Here is a 16,320-nt window from a genome sequence, read left to right as displayed (position 1 = left end):
TCGGGGCTACAGCGCCAGCCCGGTGTGCTTCCACCAGAGCTCGTACGTGACGACCATGAGCGCGATATAGGCGGGCAGCAGCACGAGCGAGAGTCGGAGCAGGTCGCGCGGGTCGAGTCCCTGGCCGTCACCGTCCGCATTCGTGAACACGAGCAGCGCCTTCGAGCTGACCGGCAGCGTGAGGCAGTAGTCGAGGCCGATGCTCACGATGAACACCACCGCGACGGGGGAAAGATCTGCCGTCGCAGCGAGCGCGAGGAACGGCGGGATGAGCGCGATCGCGCGCACCGTGTGCGACGTGACGTAGAGGTGAGCGGTGACCGACAGTGCCGCGATGATGACCATGAGCGCGAGGGCGGACGTGAGCCCTTCGATACCGCTCACCGCGAAGAGGCTGGAGACGATCCAGTCGCCGGCCCCCGTCTCGACGAGCGCTCCGCCGAGGGCGAGTGCACCCGCGACGAACAGCACGAGCGGCCAGGACACCGCGGCCACGCCTTCCTTCCACTTCATCACGCCGATGCCTGGCGCGCAGAGCACAACCGCGGCGATGATCGTGACGGCCGCGATGCCGTGCCCGTGCAGGGGTTCCGTCAGCCAGCCGACGAGCGCCAGGCCGACGACCGCGGCCACGATGCGCTCGGCGCGCGTGAGCGGCGACCGGCCCGATGGCTGCAGGCGCACCTGCTGCGCGATCGGTCGGCGACGCTCTTCGCGGCGCAGGAAGAGGGCCTGTACAGCGACGCACACGACGACGCTCGCGGCGATGCCGAACGGGGCACCCCAGAGCGCCCACTGCAGGTAGGAGATGGTGTCGCCGGTCGTCTGCTGCAGGAGGTCGACGGCGACGAGGTGCGACGTCGCGCCGACGAGCGTCGCCGTCGTCGAGACGAGGACAACCGTGGGCATCAGCAGCGCGAGCGCCTTCGCGATCCGCGCGTCGCCCAGCCGCTCCGTCAGCGAGCGGTACACGGGCAACAGCACTGCGGCACGGCCCGAAGTGGATGGCACGAGGAACGACAGCGGGACGACGGCCGCGGTGACCATCCACATCAGTCCGCGCACGGTCCGTGCCCGCCCGACGATCGCGCTCGTCAGACGAGCGGCGAGCCCCGAGCCAGCCGTCGCGCCGCCGATGATGAACGCCCCGACGATGAGCCACACGACGTCGTTGCCGAGCGCGGAGAAGAACTGCTCCTGACGTCCCGCCGGGATGCACGCCAGCAGGCCTGCGCCGAGGGCGACATAGCCGGGTTCGAGTTCCGTCAGCGTCCACAGCACCGTGGCGGCGCCGAAGGCGAACAACGCCAGCCGCATCTCCGCCGGGAGCTCGCCGGGCAGACAGGCCACGGCCCCGATGGCCGTGATGAGGGCGAGCGCCCAGCGCGTGCGGATGTGCAGGCGCGCCCACGCGCGGAGAGGCGCGGCGAGGGACGCGCGGGCCGAGAAGGCGCGCGTCGGCCGTGCTGGACGCTCGTCGCTCCCCGCCTGCTCCTGTCCTCGCCCCGGGACCTGGCCCGGTTCGTGTTCCCGTTCTCGTTCTTGGCCGACCTCGACCCGCGTGCTCACGACACGCTCCGCAGCAGCGGCACCGGCTCGGAGCGCTCGACCTGCCCGAGCTGGCAGCCGATCATCATGAGCCGCATGGAACGTTCTGCCGCGTCGGTGAGCAGCTGCGGCGAGCGGGCGATCGACTCCTCCAGGGTCAGGGGGAGCGGCACGATCGACACGATCGCGTCGATGCCGATGTCGTGCACGTCTCTCGCGTGCCGGCCGATGGTGCCGGCGAGCGCGAACACGGGCTTCCCCTGCTCCTTGGCGCGCCGCGCGACCTCGGCGGGCACCTTGCCGTGCGGCGTCTGCTCGTCGATGGACCCCTCAGCCGTGATGACGAGGTCGGCCTGCCGAACGAGCGCATCCAGGTCGACGTGGTCGAGCATGACTTCGAACCGCGGCATGAGGCGCGCCCCGATGCCGCCCGCGAGGCCAGCGCCGAGGCCACCGGATGCGCCGGTGCAGCTTCCGGTCGCGAGGTCGTAGGACTTCGGCTGCACCCCATCGCGGCTCAGCACGCCGGCCCAGCACTCGAGCGCCGCGTCGAGGGTCTCGACCTGCTCGGGCGTCGCCCCCTTCTGCGGGCCGAAGACTCGGGCGACGCCGCGAGGCCCAGTGAGCACGTTGTGCGGGTTGCAGGCGACGAAGACGTCGACGCCGGCGAGGCGCCCGTCGAGTCCCGAGAGGTCGAGTGCCGTCACGTCGGCGAGGGAGTTGCCACCGTCGCCGATCTCCGCACCGGAGGAGTCGGTGATGCGTGCGCCAAGGGCCTGCAGGGCGCCCGCCCCGCCGTCGCAGGTTCCCGAGTCGCCGCAGCCCACGAGGATCCGCTTGGCCCCCTCATCCAGGGCTGCGCGGATGAGCTCGCCAACTCCGCGCGTGGTCGTCGCGCCCGGGTCTCGAAGGTCCTGCGGCACGAGGCGGAGCCCCGCGGCCTCGGCCATCTCGACGACCGCCGTGCCCTTCGCATCACCCCCGAGGAGGGCGAGGACCGCGGTCACGGGGAGGCCGACGGGGCCCGTGACCGTGCGCTCGACGAGTCGACCCCCCGTGGCTGCCGCGAGCGTCCGCGCCGACCCCTCACCGCCATCGACGACCGGGACGCGGTCGATCACCGCGCCGGGGAGCACTCGGCGCACACCGGACGCGATGGCGTCCGCGACCTGCTCCGCCGAGAGGCTCTCCTTGAAACCGCTTGGGGCAACCAGAATGCGTCCTGGAACCTGTGTCATCTTCGCCGACCTCCTCGAGGCCACAGCGCCAATCGCTGCGGCGTGAGTACGACACTGGTCGTCGTTCATAAACCATTCATGACCCGTTCATGAGGAAGATCTCACGGCGCGAGCTGCGACGGTCCCGCGCGTCCTCGGGCGAGCAGCACTGCCCGGCGGGCGGGGCCGCTATTCGACGGGGATGTTCGCGAAGCGGGGGTAGCTCTCGCCGATGACCACGTCGAAGCTCGTCGTGCCATCTTGGGGCGCCGCGAACACGGCCCAGACCGGCATCGGGACGCCGTCAGTGGCGATCGCCGTGGTGTAGTCGGTGGTCCAGAAATCCAGACCGGTGCTCTCGAGGGGTGAATACTGCTTGAGGTTCCCCTGATCGATGAGGACAGGTTCCCATCTGCGCTCGCCGTTGAAGTCGTACAGCGTGAAGTCCGTGTACGTCGGCGAACTCGGATCCGCGTTCGCCAGGTGCGGCGTGATGAACGCCGTCATGATCTGCGTCTTGCCCTCGACTCTGAGCGGGTAGATCTCGACCGTCGCGGTGCCGAGCCCGTTCGGCAGCGTGACCTCCTGCGTCGCGACGACCTTCGACTCGTCGTAGGCGACGACCCCAGGCTCCCCAGAGGCCTGGCCCTGCGAGCCGTCTGTCTGCGAGGTGCTGTCGGTGCCCGTGGTCTGCTGCGAGGCGCCGTCCCCGCCGCCGAGCAAGGAGCATCCGCTCAGCGCGACCGTGCCGACGAGGAAGATGCTGGCCAGGGCTGTGGTGCGTGTTCTGCTCATGGTGGTGCTCTAGGCCTTCGCGTACGTGATCTCGACGCGGCGGTTCTGCGCGCGCCCTTCGGGGTTGTCTTCGCCGCTTGTGGTGTTCTCGGCGACGGGTTGCGTCGCTCCGTAGCCGGTGGCCGTGATCTGCAGGTCGGGTCGCTGGGCGCGGATGACGTTCGCCACCGCATCCGCCCGCTGTTGCGACAGTGTCTGGTTGGCGGCCGCGTCGCCCACGCTGTCGGTGTGCCCGTCGATCGCGATCGCCGCGCCCTGGGGTGCCGCCTCGACGGCTTCGATGATCGCGGTCCCCGCTGTGTCGGGGATCGTGGCGCTGTTGAAGTCGAACAGGATGTCGCTCTTCAGCGTCACCACGGTGTTCGGCCCCTCGTCGACTTCCTTGGAGAGCTCGTCGACGCTGCCGTCGAGCGACCACTGCGTGACCGAGCCCTCCGGGTTCCACCGGGTGACGGACGCGTCGAGCATCTCCTGCGTCGGCTCCGGCAGGTCGTCTGGCGAGTCGACGGTCAGCGGATGCGCGCCGCCGAACGCGAGCACCGTCGCGAGGGTCAGCCCACCGATCGCGCCGACGGCGCTCACGAGATCACCGGGATATCGGTGAAGCGCGGGTAGATGTGTGAGATCGTCACGTCGAAGCTCGTCGCTCCGTCTTCCGGTGCCGCGAGCACCGCCCACGCCTTGAACGTCTCACCGTCACCCGCCTCCGTGGCAGTTGAGTCGCTCGACCACGCCTCGGCCCCCTTCTCGAGCGTCGAGTACTCCTTCAGGTTCGCCTTGTCGACGAGCCGAGGCCGGAAGCCGTGCATGTCGAGGAAGTGGAACAGGCTGAGCGACCCGCTCGTGTCGGTGAGATGCGGGGTGACGAACACCGTGAGCGTCTGCACCTGGCCATCGACGCGCAGTGCCTCGATCTCGACCGTCGCGGTTCCGCGGTCACCCGTCAGTGTCACCTCCTGCGTGGCGACGATGTCGCCCTTCTCCATCGACTCGACGCCCGGCGTCCCGGTTGCGCCTGGCCCGCTGCCTCCCAGCGTGGCTTCGGTCTGCGCCGCGCCTCCGTCAGCCCCTCCTTCAGCCGCACCGTCGGAGCCTTCTGGCGCGGTGCATCCGGTGAGCGCGAGCGCCGACGTGAGCGTGGCCGCCACGACGATGGCCCGCATCGCCACAGCTCTCGGTCTCTTCGCGCCGCTCGGCGGTGTCTGTGTGCGTGACAAGGCGGAACCCCCAGGAGCTTGGTGCAGCGGCGTCCTTCCCCCGAACGCCGTCATCGGCACCCTAGAACGACCCACCGACACTGGGAAGGGCAGAACTCCCCGACGGCCTGAGCGTAGGCGGCCTCATGCCAGTGTCGGTGCCGCCCCGTAGACTGGCGGCCGTGTCTGTGAACCCTGAACTTGCTGGCCGCCGGTACGAGCTCCCCGAGCCGTACCTCGTGGGCCGAGAGCACATCCGCTCGTTCGCGAAGGCCGTGCTGGCCTCGCACCCGACGCACTTCGACGTGGCTGCCGCGCAGGCCGCTGGATACGCTGACCTCGTCGCGCCCGCCACGTTCCCTGCCGTGCTGCAGGACGCCGGGCTGCAGCTGCTGCTCTCCGACCCTGAAGCGCAGATCGAGCTCTCGCACATCGTGCACGGCGACGAGCGCTTCACGTACGTGCGGCCCATCGTCGCCGGCGACGAGCTGCGAGCCGCCCTCGAGGTCAAGAGCGTCAAGTCGCTTGGCGGCAACTCCATGATCACCGCCGAGACGGTGCTGACGGATGCCGCAGGCGAGACGGTCGTGACGGCTTCGGCCACCCTCGTCGTCCGCGCCACCCCCAACGAGAGCGAGTAGCCGCATGACCGATTCGACTGCCATCGCGAAGCTCCCTCGCCCCGACTTCACCGAGCTCGAGGTGGGCACGGTCATCGCGGAACGCACGGTGACGCTCACGCGGGACAACCTCGTTCGCTACGCCGGCGCATCCGGCGACTTCAACCCCATCCACTACCGCGATGACGTCGCCGAAGAGGTCGGCCTCCCCGGGGTGCTCGCGCACGGGATGCTCACCATGGGGGTCTCGCTGCAGCCGGTCGTCGACGCGCTCGGCGATCCCGGCCGCGTCGTCGACTACCAGGTGCGGTTCACTCGCCCCGTCGTCGTCGACCCGCAGGACGGCGCTGAGGTGTCGATCGTGGCGAAGATCGGTCAGCTCGCGGGGGATGACGGCATCGGGCGCATCGATCTCGTGGTCTCCTTCGGCGGACAGACGGTGCTCGCCAAATCGCAGGTGCGCGCGAACTTCCAGGGCGAGGTGCCCGCGGGGCTCCCTGAGGAGATCGTCGCGTGACGAGGCTCTCCGAGCTGACGACCACGCAGGTCGGTGGCGAGGCGACGAACCTCGTCGCCGCCGCGACCCGCGACGAGCTGGTCGACGCTGCCAGGAAGCTCTTCGCGAACTACGAGCAGCCGCTCGTCCTGGGTGGCGGGTCCAACACGATCGCGACCGACGACCGCATCGACGAGCCTGTCCTGCACGTCGTGACGCGGGGCATCCACCAGCTCGACGGCCCCGTCGACAAGGTCGGTCAGGCGCGCGTACGCGTCGATGCGGGGGAGTCGTGGACGGCGCTCGTCGACTACGCGGTCGCCCGCAACTGGAGCGGCATCGAGGCCCTCGCGGGCATCCCAGGCTCGGTTGGCGCGACGCCCGTCCAGAACATCGGGGCGTACGGCCAGGAGCTCTCCGACGTGCTCGCGCGCGTCGAGTTCTACGACGCCGACCTCGACGCCGTGCGCTGGATCAACGCAGCCGACCTGAACCTCGGCTACCGCACGTCCGCCATCAAGCGCGGTGAGCTGCGCGGCGTGGTCACCCGCGTCGAGCTCGACCTCGTCGAGATGCCGGAAGGCCAGAGCGAACCCGTGCGCTACGACCAGCTCGCCCGCGCCCTGGACGTGCCCCTCGGCGAGCGGATGCCCGTGCACGTCGTGCGCGACGCCGTCGTCCGACTGCGGGCGTCGAAGGGCATGGTGCTGGATGCGCACGACCAGGACTCCGTCTCGTCTGGCTCGTTCTTCATGAACCCCATCGTGCGTTCGTCGTTCGCGAGCGAGCTGCCGGAGATGCCGAAGTTCGACGCTGGCAAGGACGAGGGCGGTGCCCCGCTCGTGAAGCTCAGCGCCGCCTGGCTCATCGACCACGCAGGGGTGAAGAAGGGCTTCTCGCTGCCGGGCTCGAACGCGGCGATCTCGTCGAAGCACACCCTCGCGATCACCAACCGAGGGGGCGCGACGGCGGAGCAGATCGTGGAGCTCGCCCGCTACGTGCGGGCCCGCGTCGAAGCCGAGTATGGCGTGCGGCTCGTCAACGAGCCCGTCCTCGTCGGCCTCGAGCTCTAGAGCCCGCAAGGGCTGGTGCGGCCGAAGCCCCGAAGCGCTGACAGCGTTTCGGGGCTTCGGGGCTTCGGGGCTTCCATGGTGGTTCCGCGGACGTTCGCCTGGAACGCGCTTCAGTGGTGCATGCACTGTGTGCACCAGGCGCGGAGGGCTGCCTGCTCGCGGCGGGCTCGCGCCGCGCTGTTGCGGCGGCGGCGATGCTGCTCAGCGTGGTTCAGCTCGGGGCGCTGGCGCCGCGCTGTGCGCATGATCAGCCACAGCGCGACTCGCAGCTCCAGGCGCTGGAGCAGCGAGGACGTCGTCGTGGTGGTGGGTGTGAAAGTGACGAGCACGGTGCTCGGCGTCGGGGTCTGGACGGTGGTCATGACGTGGTGCATGAGAGGCGTTTCTCTTGAAGAGGACGTGCGAAAAGGGGCTCTCGATGAGCGGCGCTGCGCGGGGATGGCACGGCGGAGGTGCTTGCCGGGGCGGCAGGGGAGAGCTTCGGCTGCTGTGCCGAGGCGCATCCGGGCTGAGCGGGGACAGAGTCCACCCGCGACGCGGAGCTTAGGAGATGTGGGCGCCCAGCAGACGGGTCACCGGACGCTGCTTGTTGAATGTGATCGTACGCATCATCGGGACTCCTCTCTGTCTAGGCGCGTGCTGCGACCCTATCGATACTGCGGTTGCCCGTCAATCGTGTCTCGGGCGAGGGACGCATCCGGAATGAGAGGTGAACCTCAGCACGATCGAAACGCGACCCCTTCGCGGAGGGCTCAGTCGAGGACGACGGAGGCGCTCGGCTTCTCGCCGTCGAAGCTGACCGAGACGGTCAGCGGCGAGCCAGTGATGTCTGCAGGCAGGTCGATCTCGCTCGTGTGCGGCGCATAGTCTGCGGTGCAGACCTGGTCGACGTAGGCGGTGGTGTCCGCGTACTGCAGGTCGAGCGTCTGCGCATCCACCGCGTTGACTTCGGTGAGGATCGCAGGGCACCCCGAGCTTCCCCACGTGGTCACCGAGATCGAACTGCCCTCGTCGAGCCACAGCACGAGCGGCCCCTCCATGTCTCCGGCACCCACGTCTCCGCTGTGCTCGGGAGGCAGGCCGCCGTAGCTGTCTGTCGCGACGCTCGTCGGCACGGACGGGTCCGCGCATCCACTCAGCGCAAGCGCCGCCACGGCAATCACGGGGAGGGTGAGCAGGGCCCGACGCGCAGACTTCATGACTTCAACCCTAGGACGGGCGCCTGGGATGCTCCGGCGTCTCACCTCGCCGCAGCAGTCCGAGGTCGAGGCCGCGGGTCACGGCGCGCACCCGCGAGTTGACGTCCAGCTTGGCGAAGACCTTGCCGAGGTGCGTCTTCACGGTCGCCTCCCCGATGTGGAGGCGAATCGCGATCTCAGGGTTCGAGAGTCCGTCGGCGACGAGCCGCAGCACCTGCAGCTCACGCCCACTCAGCGCGGGCCCCACGTCGTCCGAACCGGCGGGCGGATGCGCGACACCAGGACCGCCGGACGCCGCGGCAGCAGCCGCCCGGGTCTGCGCGACCAGCTTCGCGGTCACCGAGGGCGCGAGTGCGAGCTCGCCCGCGGCGACCCGACGCACGGCCTCGACGAGCTCCGCGCCGCTCGCGGTCTTGAGCAGGTAACCGCTCGCACCGGCCTCGATGGCACCGATGATCGCGTCATCGCTGTCGTACGTCGTGACGACGAGCACACGAGTGCTCGGGAGGGTCGCCAGGATCTGCCGTGTCGCCGAGACGCCGTCGGTGCGCGGCATCCGGAGGTCCATGACGACGACCGCCGGTGCCGTCGCGAGCGCCCGGGTGACCGCCTCGGCGCCGTCTGCCGCCTCAGCCACGACCTCGATGTCAGCTTCGTCCTCGAAGATGCCGACCAGGCCCGCGCGGACGATGGGGTGGTCATCGGCGACCAGGATGCGGATCACGCGTGGTCACCTGCCCTCGCCGGAATCGTCACGGTCACGATCGTGCCACGGCCCGGTTCGCTGGAGATGGAGACGAGGCCGCCGATGGCCGAGGCACGGTCGCGGAGGCTGGCGAGACCGAATCCGGCGGGCTCGGCGTCGAGTGCGAACCCGCGGCCGTCGTCCTCGATCTGCAGGCGGACGCTGGTGCCCAGCAACGTCACGGAAAGATGCACGTTCGACGCGTGCGCGTGCCGCCTCGAGTTGGACAGGGCCTCCTGGGCGCAGCGGAGCAGCACCACCTCGCTCTCCCGGTCGAGAGCGCCGGGCGCGACCTCGATCTGCGACTCAGCCAGCACCCCCGTCTCTCGCCGGAACCGCTCGACGAGGCGCGCGACAGCATCGGGGAAGGTGGCGACGGCTGGGTCGGCCGACCGCACAGGCGCGTTCTCGGCGATGAGTACCCGGGCCTCTGCCAGGGCATCGCGGGCAAGCGACGCGATGAGGTCGGCTCGCTCCTCCTGGGCCAGGAGCGCGGCCTGCGCAACCTCACCGGCGGCGCCCTCCTCGTCCCGCAGGCGGGAGATGTCCTTCGCGCTCCGGTCGGCGAGCATGGCGAGCCCCGCGAGGGTCTGAGCGAGTGTGTCGTGCAGGTCGCGAGAGATGCGCTCACGTTCGACAGACGCGCCGCTCTGCCGTGACAGCTCCTGCACGTGATCATGAGCGGCCGTGAGCTGCTCAAGCAGCTCACGGCGTTCATCCGCCACGCGCCAGGCGTAGCTGATCGAGAGTCCGATGCCGCAGGTCGCCGCGATGCTGAAGAGCTGGCCGGGAAGGATGTCGGGGATCTCCTCGACACCGTTGTAGAGCGCCGACACGGCGCCGATGCCGAACGCGATGGCGATCGAGACGAGGATGCTCCGCCGCGCGCTCACGCACACGAGCCAGACAAGCGGGTAGATGAGGGTCTGCACGAACCCGGTCCAGGGCACGAGCACCATCGCCACCGTCACGAGGAGCGTCATGAGCACGATGAGCGCCGCGCCCCGGCGTCGGTCGCCGACGGACCTCACTCCGAAGACCAGCCACACCACGGGGATGAGGAGCAGAGCTCCCGTTGCGATGAGGCCTTCCGCGCGCTCTGCGGGAGTCCGGGCCGTGGCCGCGACGAAGCCGGCGACCACGGCGTTCGCGAGCGCCGTGCCCACGATGAGCACGTGCCACCAGCGGCCGTTCCGAACCAGGAAATCCATCACGTGCTCATCCTCTCGCGACCCACCGACATCCATCCCGCCGAGTGCCGCCGGCTAGCTGCGACCGCGACTCCACCGGAACGTCAGCAGGCTCGCGACGAGACCGATGACCGTCCAGACGCCGAGTGTGATCGCCGCGCTGCCGAGACCCCACGTGCCGCCGACCTCCGCCGCCGCGAATGCGTCTGGCAGGAACACGCTGCGCATGCCCCGAACGAGCCCGGCGAGGGGGAAGAGGTTCGAGACCTGCTGCATCCACTCGGGCAGGACCGAGAACTGCACGTAGATGCCTGAGAGGAACTGCGGGACGAGCACCAGGGGCAGGACGATCGCGGATGCGGACCTGGCAGACCGAGGGATCGCGGAGATCGCGATGCCGAGGGCGGCGAAGCAGAGGATGCCCAGGAGCGACAGCCACGCGAACCGCATCCACAGCTCGCTCGAGTCCGGCAGCGTGATGTCGAACGCGACGACGCCGAGCGCGATGACCAGTGCGAGCTGCGCCGTGCAGGTGAGGAGGACGAGCCCGATCTTCCCGATGAAGAACGAGACGGGACTGAGCGGGGTCGCGCCGAGGCGGGCGAGGCCGCCCTCATGCTTCTCGGTGGCGATGTCGATGCCGAGGAACTGCATGCCCGAGAGGAGGATCGCCATCGCGAGCATGCCCGTCAGGTAGTACTGCGACATCGTCACGTCGGCGAACCTCGGATCGTCGACGACCGCCTCACCGCTGAAGATCGACGCGAAGAGCGCGAACATGACAAGAGGGAACAGGAAGACGAAGAACACCTGATCGGTCTGGCGGAAGTACCCTCGCAGCTCGAAGGAGATGCGACGCAGCCCGTTGCCGATCGTCGACTTGGGGCGGGCCGCCGAACGCAGCCTCGACCAAGGGGCGTCGTGTGTGCTGCTGCCGGCGCTGCTGGGCGCTGAGGTCTGGGTCATTTCGTGCCTCCGAGGAGTGCGGGCGCGAGTGCTGCAGCGGTGGCTTCTGCCGGGTGCGCCGGGCCGGCGACCGGGTGCTGGCCGATGATCTCGAGGTAGACATCCTCGAGCGAGGGCCGTGTGATGGTGAGGCCGGCGGGCTCCGGGCCGAGCCTGCCCGCGAGCGCGGCAACGAGCTGGGCTGGCGCATCCGTCTGCTGCTCTCGCCATCGCCCGTCGGCGTCCTGCCAGCGCACCCGCGGAGTGCGGGAGGCAGGCCCACCGATCGTCGTGATGTCGCCGATCTCCACGAGCTTCCCCGCCGCGATGATCCCCGCTCGGTCGCTGAGGTGCTCCGCTTCGTCGAGGTAGTGCGTCGTGAGCACCATCGTCATGCCCTCGCCCTTCAGCTCCTGGATGAGCCCCCAGAACTCGCGGCGGGCGTTGGGATCGAAGCCCGTTGTCGGCTCGTCGAGGAACAGCACCTCCGGGTTGCCGATGATGCCGAGCGCGACATCGACACGGCGCTTCTGGCCGCCCGAGAGGCGACCGACCCGCTGCGTCGCGAACGGCGCGATTCCGCAGCGCTCGATGGTCTCGTCGACATCGCGAGGCTGTCGGTAGAGGCTCGCGAAGTGACGCAGCACCTCACGCGCCGAGTAGCGCTCGATGTCGGCGCTCGACTGGCTGACGACCCCGATGCGGCCGCGCCATCCGGCGTCGCCGTGCGCCGGGTCGTGGCCGAGCACGCGCGCACTGCCGGACGTTGCCGTGCGGAAGCCCTCGAGGATCTCGATGGTGGTGCTCTTGCCGGCCCCGTTCGGGCCGAGCAGTGCGAAGGTCTCGCCGTGGCGGACCTCGAAGGAGAGGCCGTCGACGACGTCGCGGTCTCCGTAGCGCTTGACGAGGTCGGTGACCTCTATGGCTGCCTGTGTGCTCATGCTCCTATCCAACGGCGAGCCTCCTCGCAGCGGCAGGGCCCGACCGGCTGATTCGCCTCCACCGATCGGGGGAGGCGCTGGCCCGCAGACTTCGGTGACAACGCAGCGGGTTCGTCGCGCGACTTCGCGCTTCACCGCGTTCTGTCACCGAAGTTCGCCGATCACGCGGCGACCGAGGCCACGACGGCGCCCGCGCATACTGGGGGCATGGCCTCGACCGACCTCGACGAGCTGCGCCGCCTCCGACGCGCACGCGACTTCATCGACCGCGAGTACGCTCGGCCGCTCGACGTTCCGGCCATGGCGAAGGCGGCTCACATGTCGACGGCGCATTTCAGCCGCCGATTTCGGGAGGCCTACGGCGAGACGCCGTACGCGCACCTCATGACGAGGCGCATCGAGCGGGCGAAAGCGCTGCTGCGCCGAGGCGATGTGAGCGTGACGGATGCGTGCACTGCAGTCGGCGCGACGAGCCTGGGGTCGTTCAGCAGCCGCTTCACGGAGATCGTGGGAGAGTCGCCGAGCGCGTACCGGGCCCGCGATCACAGCGAGAGCGTCGTCATCCCCAGCTGCACGTCGCAGATCTGGGGGCGGCCCCGGCGGGTCCACGAGCGCGCAGGCAATGCTCGGGACCGGGCTGCCGTGCCGGTCGTCGAGGCTCCGAGCAGTTTCCAAGAAGTGAATGTCGGTGGCCCGTCCTAGCATCGGAGACATGACACTCTCACTCAGCCACGTGCACGTGTTCGCCGACGATCCGGATGCTGCGCTCGTGTTCTACCGCGACGCCCTCGGCCTCGAGGTGCGCAGCGAGGTCCCGAACGAGGGCTTCCGGTGGATCACCCTGTCGACCCCCGAGCAGCCAGAGCTCGAGATCGTGCTCTCCCATCCCAAGGCAGGTCGTTCCGAGCAGGACGGCGAGACGCTGTCGGCGATGCTCGCGAAGGGTGAGCTGCCCGGTCTCCTGTTCCGCACGAGCGACCTCGACGCGCTCTTCGAGAAGGTGCAGGCGAGGGGTGGGGTCGAAGTGCTCCAGGAGCCGACCGACCAGTTCTGGGGCGTGCGGGACGCGGCGTTCCGTGACCCCTCTGGCAACCTGGTGAGGGTGAGTCAGGCGTAGTCGGAACGCCTAGCACGGTCTCGCGGTGACAGGCTGTCGATTGCTCGGCTGGCTCCCCGGTTCGAGGCAGAAGATCGCGCCATGACTACAGTCGCTGACACGATCGTCGATATCCTCCACGATGCCGGAGTCGAGCGGGTCTACGGGCTTCCCGGTGACTCGCTCAACGGATTCACCGACGCCATCCGCCGGAACGGGCACGTCGCCTGGTCGCATGTGCGACATGAGGAGGCGGCTGCCTTCGCTGCATCTGCGGACGCCGCGCTGACCGGGGACCTGGCCGTCTGCGCTGGCAGCTGCGGGCCGGGCAACCTGCACCTCATCAACGGCCTCTACGATGCGAACCGCAGCCGCGTGCCCGTGCTCGCGATCGCCGCCCACATCCCTTCCGCTGAGATCGGCAGCGGCTACTTCCAGGAGACGCACCCGCAGGAGCTCTTCCGCGAGAGCAGCGTCTACTGCGAGATGGTCAGCGTGCCCGAGCAGCTGCCACGGGTGCTCGAGATCGCGATGCGCGCCGCCGTCGAGAAACAGGGCGTGGCCGTGGTCGTGATCCCGGGGGAGATCTTCCTGAAGGAGAGCGCCGGGCGGCGCAAGTCAGCGCCGATCCTCCCCACCAGGTCGGTGGTGCGCCCGGCGGACGAGGACCTCGCGAGGGCCGCGGACATCCTCAACTCGGCGAAGAAGGTCACGATTCTCGGCGGCGCGGGCACGCAGGGAGCGCACGCGCAGCTGCTGGCAGCGGCAGAGGCGCTCCGGGCCCCGATCGTCCACGCGCTCCGCGGCAAGGAGTTCATCGAGTACGACAACCCCTATGACGTCGGCATGACGGGGCTGCTCGGCTTCTCGTCCGGCTACCGCGCCATCGAGGACTGCGACGCGCTCCTAATGCTCGGTACCGACTTCCCCTACCAGCAGTTCTTCCCATCGAAGGCGAAGATCATCCAGGTCGACATCCGCGGCGAGCAGCTCGGCAAGCGCACGCCGCTCGACCTGGGACTGGTCGGCGACGTCGGGGACACCCTCGACGCGCTGCTCCCGCTCCTCGCGGGAGACAAGAGCGGCAAGCACCTCGAGACGTCCGTCAAGCACTACCGCAAGGCGCGCAAGGAGCTCGACTCGCTCGCGGACAACGACCACGGGCGCACGCCCATCCACCCGCAGTACGTGGCCCGTCTTGTCAGCGAGCTCGCGACGCAAGACGCCGTGTTCATCCCGGATGTTGGCTCACCCGTCGTCTGGGCCGCCCGCTACCTCGAGATGAACGGGCAGCGAAGGCTCATCGGCTCGTTCAGCCACGGCACGATGGCCAACGCCGTGCCGCAGGCCATCGGCGCGCAGTCGGCGTTCCCCGACCGCCAGGTGGTGGCGCTCGCGGGCGATGGCGGACTCGCGATGCTCCTCGGTGAGCTGCTCACGCTCAGGCAGAGCAAGCTCCCCGTGAAGATCGTCGTCTTCAACAATTCGTCGCTGAACTTCGTCGAGGTCGAGATGAAGGCCGCCGGCTTCGTCAACTACGGCACGGACCTCGAGAACCCGAACTTCGCGGACGTCGCGAAGGCAGTCGGAATCCACGGCCAGCGGGTCGAGAACCCGAACGATCTCGAGGGTGCCCTCAGGGAGGCGTTCGCGCACGACGGGCCGGCGCTCATCGATGTGGTGACGGCGAGGCAGGAGCTGTCTATTCCCCCGACCATCTCAGCGGAGCAGGTCAAGGGATTCACGCTGTACGCGCTGCGCACCGTCCTGTCCGGGCGTGGAGACGAGCTTGTCGACCTCGCCGACACGAACCTGCTTCGCCGCATCTTCGACTGAGTCGCAGCTCTCCGAATGAGGACGGCCAAGCTCGCTCGGTGAGGACCGCCCGCGCCAAGGCGACTGCCTGACGCGGGCGGTACTCTCGCAGGCATGACGCAACCGCCCCTCACACCACCGCCGGGCCAGAACGGCGGTCAGGACCGACGCCGGGATCGGCCGCGAGGAGGTGGGCCAGTGCCACCCGCGCAGGGTGCCGGCTCGCAGGCCCCCTGGGGTGTGCCGTCGGCCGGCGTGCCGCAGGGGCACGCCCGAGTGCCCGGGCAGTTCTCCGCACCACCGCGCGCCTCCGGATCGGAGCAAGGGAAGTTCCCCGCGCCTGGCCAGTTCCCCGCGCCGGGACAGGCGCCCGCGCCGGCCCAGCACGCCGCGCCGGCCCAGCACCCGGCGAACGGCCAGTACTCCCCGAACAACCAATACCCCGCGCACGGTCAGCGCCCTGCGAACGGTCCTTTCCCTGCTCAGGGAAACTTCCCGTCGGCTCAGGGGAACTTCCCGTCGCAGGCTCAGACGCCTCGTCCCGGGCAGGATCCAGGGCAGCCGGCCGCCCGGGTCCCCGGTCAGGGTCCATTCGTGCAGGGTCCTCCCGTGAATCTCCCCGCCGGTGTCCCGCCGCCCCGGTTCGCGCCGCAGCAGCAGGAGGCAGCGCAGCCGAGGCGCCGCGAGCTGGGGGAGGACCCGGAACTGCAGAAGCAGCGCAAGCGCCCGGTCGGCCTCCTCGTCGGCATCGGCATCAGCGGTGTCGCGATCGTCGCCCTCGTCGTCGGCCTCTTCATGGCGTTCACCTCGCCGAATGACCCGACCATCCCCGTCGGGGGCGCCGACCCGCAGGCTCCGACCTCGACTCCCGTCCCGACGAGCACGCTCATGCCCGCCGCGCCCCAGGACGCGGCCCCCGGGTACATCCCGATCACGACGGACGTCGTGTTCCCGAACGGCATCACGGTGGTGAATCCGCCGGTCGGCGGCTGGGAGCAGGACGTCTCGGAGCGGCAGCCGAACCTGTACATCCTGAGCGACCCGCAGTCCGGCGCGTACTTCTCGGTGGCACAGGAGAACCTGCACAAGAGCGAGTACCGCGACGAGGACATGACGCGGTCGGAGCTGAACTCTGCCTCGCTGCAGTTCACGGCGAAGCCCGAGCCGATCGGTGACCCCGTGCCGCTGGTTCTCAAGGGGCAGGGAGGGTACGAGCTGGAGCTGCTCGCGCAGCGCCTCCGCTGGTCGGACGGATCCGAGGGGATGATGGCGACGCGCTACATGCCGTCGACCGGCACGAAGATCACCATCTTGGCGAATGCATGGGGCGGCGAGCTCGACGACCCGAACTCGCGCATCTCGCAGAAGGTCGCCGAGATCAGCTTCACGACGCCGTAGTCGCGCCTCCCCGCGGGCCTGAAACCGCGAAAGGCCAGTTTCGCCC

18 protein-coding genes are annotated in these 16,320 nt (G+C 69.5%); 7 read left to right on the top strand and 11 right to left on the bottom strand.

Annotation, left to right across the window (positions count from 1 at the left end; genetic code table 11):
• Positions 1-6: 6 nt before the first annotated feature.
• The 5 genes from F8O03_RS12740 to F8O03_RS12720 form a co-directional block, all read right to left on the bottom strand.
• On the bottom strand, positions 7-1,569 hold the full coding sequence (locus F8O03_RS12740) for an SLC13 family permease (RefSeq protein WP_151424182.1): 1,563 nt from the start codon (positions 1,567-1,569) through the stop codon (positions 7-9).
• Complete coding sequence (locus F8O03_RS12735; RefSeq protein ID WP_208851866.1) at positions 1,566-2,786, bottom strand: glycerate kinase family protein; 1,221 nt, start codon at positions 2,784-2,786, stop codon at positions 1,566-1,568. The genes F8O03_RS12740 and F8O03_RS12735 overlap by 4 nt, the downstream gene beginning before the upstream one ends.
• A gap of 168 nt (positions 2,787-2,954) precedes the next feature.
• Positions 2,955-3,560, bottom strand: a complete 606-nt coding sequence (locus F8O03_RS12730) for a hypothetical protein (RefSeq protein WP_151424181.1) — start codon at positions 3,558-3,560, stop codon at positions 2,955-2,957.
• Positions 3,561-3,569: 9 nt separating this feature from the next.
• Positions 3,570-4,142, bottom strand: a complete 573-nt coding sequence (locus tag F8O03_RS12725; protein WP_151424180.1) for an OmpA family protein — start codon at positions 4,140-4,142, stop codon at positions 3,570-3,572.
• On the bottom strand, positions 4,139-4,723 hold the full coding sequence (locus F8O03_RS12720) for a hypothetical protein (RefSeq protein WP_151424179.1): 585 nt from the start codon (positions 4,721-4,723) through the stop codon (positions 4,139-4,141). Before F8O03_RS12720 ends, F8O03_RS12725 begins: the two co-directional genes overlap by 4 nt.
• A 221-nt stretch (positions 4,724-4,944) precedes the next feature.
• Between F8O03_RS12720 and F8O03_RS12715 the strand changes: the two genes are divergently transcribed.
• The 3 genes from F8O03_RS12715 to F8O03_RS12705 are packed head-to-tail and all read left to right on the top strand — an operon-like array spanning position 4,945 to position 6,945.
• On the top strand, positions 4,945-5,397 hold the full coding sequence (locus tag F8O03_RS12715; RefSeq protein ID WP_416375799.1) for an FAS1-like dehydratase domain-containing protein: 453 nt from the start codon (positions 4,945-4,947) through the stop codon (positions 5,395-5,397).
• Positions 5,398-5,401: 4 nt separating this feature from the next.
• The gene (locus F8O03_RS12710) at positions 5,402-5,893 is read left to right on the top strand and encodes a MaoC/PaaZ C-terminal domain-containing protein (protein WP_151424177.1); all 492 of its coding nucleotides are present in this window, start codon (positions 5,402-5,404) and stop codon (positions 5,891-5,893) included.
• Positions 5,890-6,945, top strand: a complete 1,056-nt coding sequence (locus tag F8O03_RS12705) for a UDP-N-acetylmuramate dehydrogenase (protein WP_151424176.1) — start codon at positions 5,890-5,892, stop codon at positions 6,943-6,945. The genes F8O03_RS12710 and F8O03_RS12705 overlap by 4 nt, the downstream gene beginning before the upstream one ends.
• Before the next feature lie 110 nt (positions 6,946-7,055).
• Here the strand turns inward: F8O03_RS12705 and F8O03_RS12700 are convergent, their stop codons facing one another.
• The 6 genes from F8O03_RS12700 to F8O03_RS12675 all read right to left on the bottom strand — a co-directional run bounded on the left by F8O03_RS12700 (position 7,056) and on the right by F8O03_RS12675 (position 11,965).
• Entirely contained in the window at positions 7,056-7,307 is a 252-nt protein-coding gene (locus tag F8O03_RS12700; RefSeq protein ID WP_151424175.1) for a hypothetical protein, read from the bottom strand.
• Between the two features lie 390 nt (positions 7,308-7,697).
• Positions 7,698-8,144 (bottom strand): hypothetical protein, encoded by a 447-nt coding sequence (locus F8O03_RS12695; protein ID WP_151424174.1) that lies wholly within the window; start codon positions 8,142-8,144, stop codon positions 7,698-7,700.
• A gap of 10 nt (positions 8,145-8,154) precedes the next feature.
• Entirely contained in the window at positions 8,155-8,868 is a 714-nt protein-coding gene (locus F8O03_RS12690) for a response regulator transcription factor (protein ID WP_151424173.1), read from the bottom strand.
• On the bottom strand, positions 8,865-10,100 hold the full coding sequence (locus F8O03_RS12685; protein ID WP_244296289.1) for a sensor histidine kinase: 1,236 nt from the start codon (positions 10,098-10,100) through the stop codon (positions 8,865-8,867). Before F8O03_RS12685 ends, F8O03_RS12690 begins: the two co-directional genes overlap by 4 nt.
• A gap of 54 nt (positions 10,101-10,154) precedes the next feature.
• Positions 10,155-11,045 (bottom strand): ABC transporter permease, encoded by an 891-nt coding sequence (locus F8O03_RS12680; RefSeq protein WP_151424171.1) that lies wholly within the window; start codon positions 11,043-11,045, stop codon positions 10,155-10,157.
• Positions 11,042-11,965: an ABC transporter ATP-binding protein gene (locus F8O03_RS12675; RefSeq protein WP_151424170.1), complete on the bottom strand. Its 924-nt coding sequence runs from the start codon at positions 11,963-11,965 to the stop codon at positions 11,042-11,044. Before F8O03_RS12675 ends, F8O03_RS12680 begins: the two co-directional genes overlap by 4 nt.
• 207 nt (positions 11,966-12,172) lie before the next feature.
• On the opposite strand from F8O03_RS12675, the gene F8O03_RS12670 reads away from it, so the two are divergent.
• The 4 genes from F8O03_RS12670 to F8O03_RS12655 all read left to right on the top strand — a co-directional run bounded on the left by F8O03_RS12670 (position 12,173) and on the right by F8O03_RS12655 (position 16,274).
• Positions 12,173-12,667 (top strand): helix-turn-helix domain-containing protein, encoded by a 495-nt coding sequence (locus F8O03_RS12670; protein ID WP_151424169.1) that lies wholly within the window; start codon positions 12,173-12,175, stop codon positions 12,665-12,667.
• A 10-nt stretch (positions 12,668-12,677) separates the two neighbouring features.
• On the top strand, positions 12,678-13,082 hold the full coding sequence (locus F8O03_RS12665; RefSeq protein WP_151424168.1) for a VOC family protein: 405 nt from the start codon (positions 12,678-12,680) through the stop codon (positions 13,080-13,082).
• An 81-nt stretch (positions 13,083-13,163) separates the two neighbouring features.
• Positions 13,164-14,897, top strand: a complete 1,734-nt coding sequence (gene poxB, locus F8O03_RS12660) for a ubiquinone-dependent pyruvate dehydrogenase (protein WP_151424167.1) — start codon at positions 13,164-13,166, stop codon at positions 14,895-14,897.
• Between the two features lie 588 nt (positions 14,898-15,485).
• Positions 15,486-16,274 carry a hypothetical protein gene (locus tag F8O03_RS12655; protein ID WP_151424166.1) on the top strand — a complete coding sequence of 263 codons (789 nt, stop codon included), beginning with the start codon at positions 15,486-15,488 and terminating at the stop codon, positions 16,272-16,274.
• The last annotated feature ends 46 nt before the right edge of the window (positions 16,275-16,320 follow it).

This window comes from Pseudoclavibacter terrae (assembly GCF_008831075.1).
Classification (GTDB): domain Bacteria; phylum Actinomycetota; class Actinomycetes; order Actinomycetales; family Microbacteriaceae; genus Pseudoclavibacter; species Pseudoclavibacter terrae.
Note: the sequence above shows the minus strand (reverse complement) of the source record. Positions and strands in the feature narration are given on the sequence as shown.

Coding starts and splice junctions, on each gene's coding strand:
- F8O03_RS12735 (WP_208851866.1), bottom strand. CDS start 2,786: ATGACACAGGTTCCAGGACGCATTCTGGTTGCCCCAAGCGGTTTCAAG.
- F8O03_RS12730 (WP_151424181.1), bottom strand. CDS start 3,560: ATGAGCAGAACACGCACCACAGCCCTGGCCAGCATCTTCCTCGTCGGC.
- F8O03_RS12720 (WP_151424179.1), bottom strand. CDS start 4,723: ATGCGGGCCATCGTCGTGGCGGCCACGCTCACGTCGGCGCTCGCGCTC.
- F8O03_RS12710 (WP_151424177.1), top strand. CDS start 5,402: ATGACCGATTCGACTGCCATCGCGAAGCTCCCTCGCCCCGACTTCACC.
- F8O03_RS12700 (WP_151424175.1), bottom strand. CDS start 7,307: ATGACCACCGTCCAGACCCCGACGCCGAGCACCGTGCTCGTCACTTTC.
- F8O03_RS12695 (WP_151424174.1), bottom strand. CDS start 8,144: ATGAAGTCTGCGCGTCGGGCCCTGCTCACCCTCCCCGTGATTGCCGTG.
- F8O03_RS12685 (WP_244296289.1), bottom strand. CDS start 10,100: ATGGATTTCCTGGTTCGGAACGGCCGCTGGTGGCACGTGCTCATCGTG.
- F8O03_RS12680 (WP_151424171.1), bottom strand. CDS start 11,045: ATGACCCAGACCTCAGCGCCCAGCAGCGCCGGCAGCAGCACACACGAC.
- F8O03_RS12675 (WP_151424170.1), bottom strand. CDS start 11,965: ATGAGCACACAGGCAGCCATAGAGGTCACCGACCTCGTCAAGCGCTAC.
- F8O03_RS12670 (WP_151424169.1), top strand. CDS start 12,173: ATGGCCTCGACCGACCTCGACGAGCTGCGCCGCCTCCGACGCGCACGC.
- F8O03_RS12665 (WP_151424168.1), top strand. CDS start 12,678: ATGACACTCTCACTCAGCCACGTGCACGTGTTCGCCGACGATCCGGAT.
- poxB (WP_151424167.1), top strand. CDS start 13,164: ATGACTACAGTCGCTGACACGATCGTCGATATCCTCCACGATGCCGGA.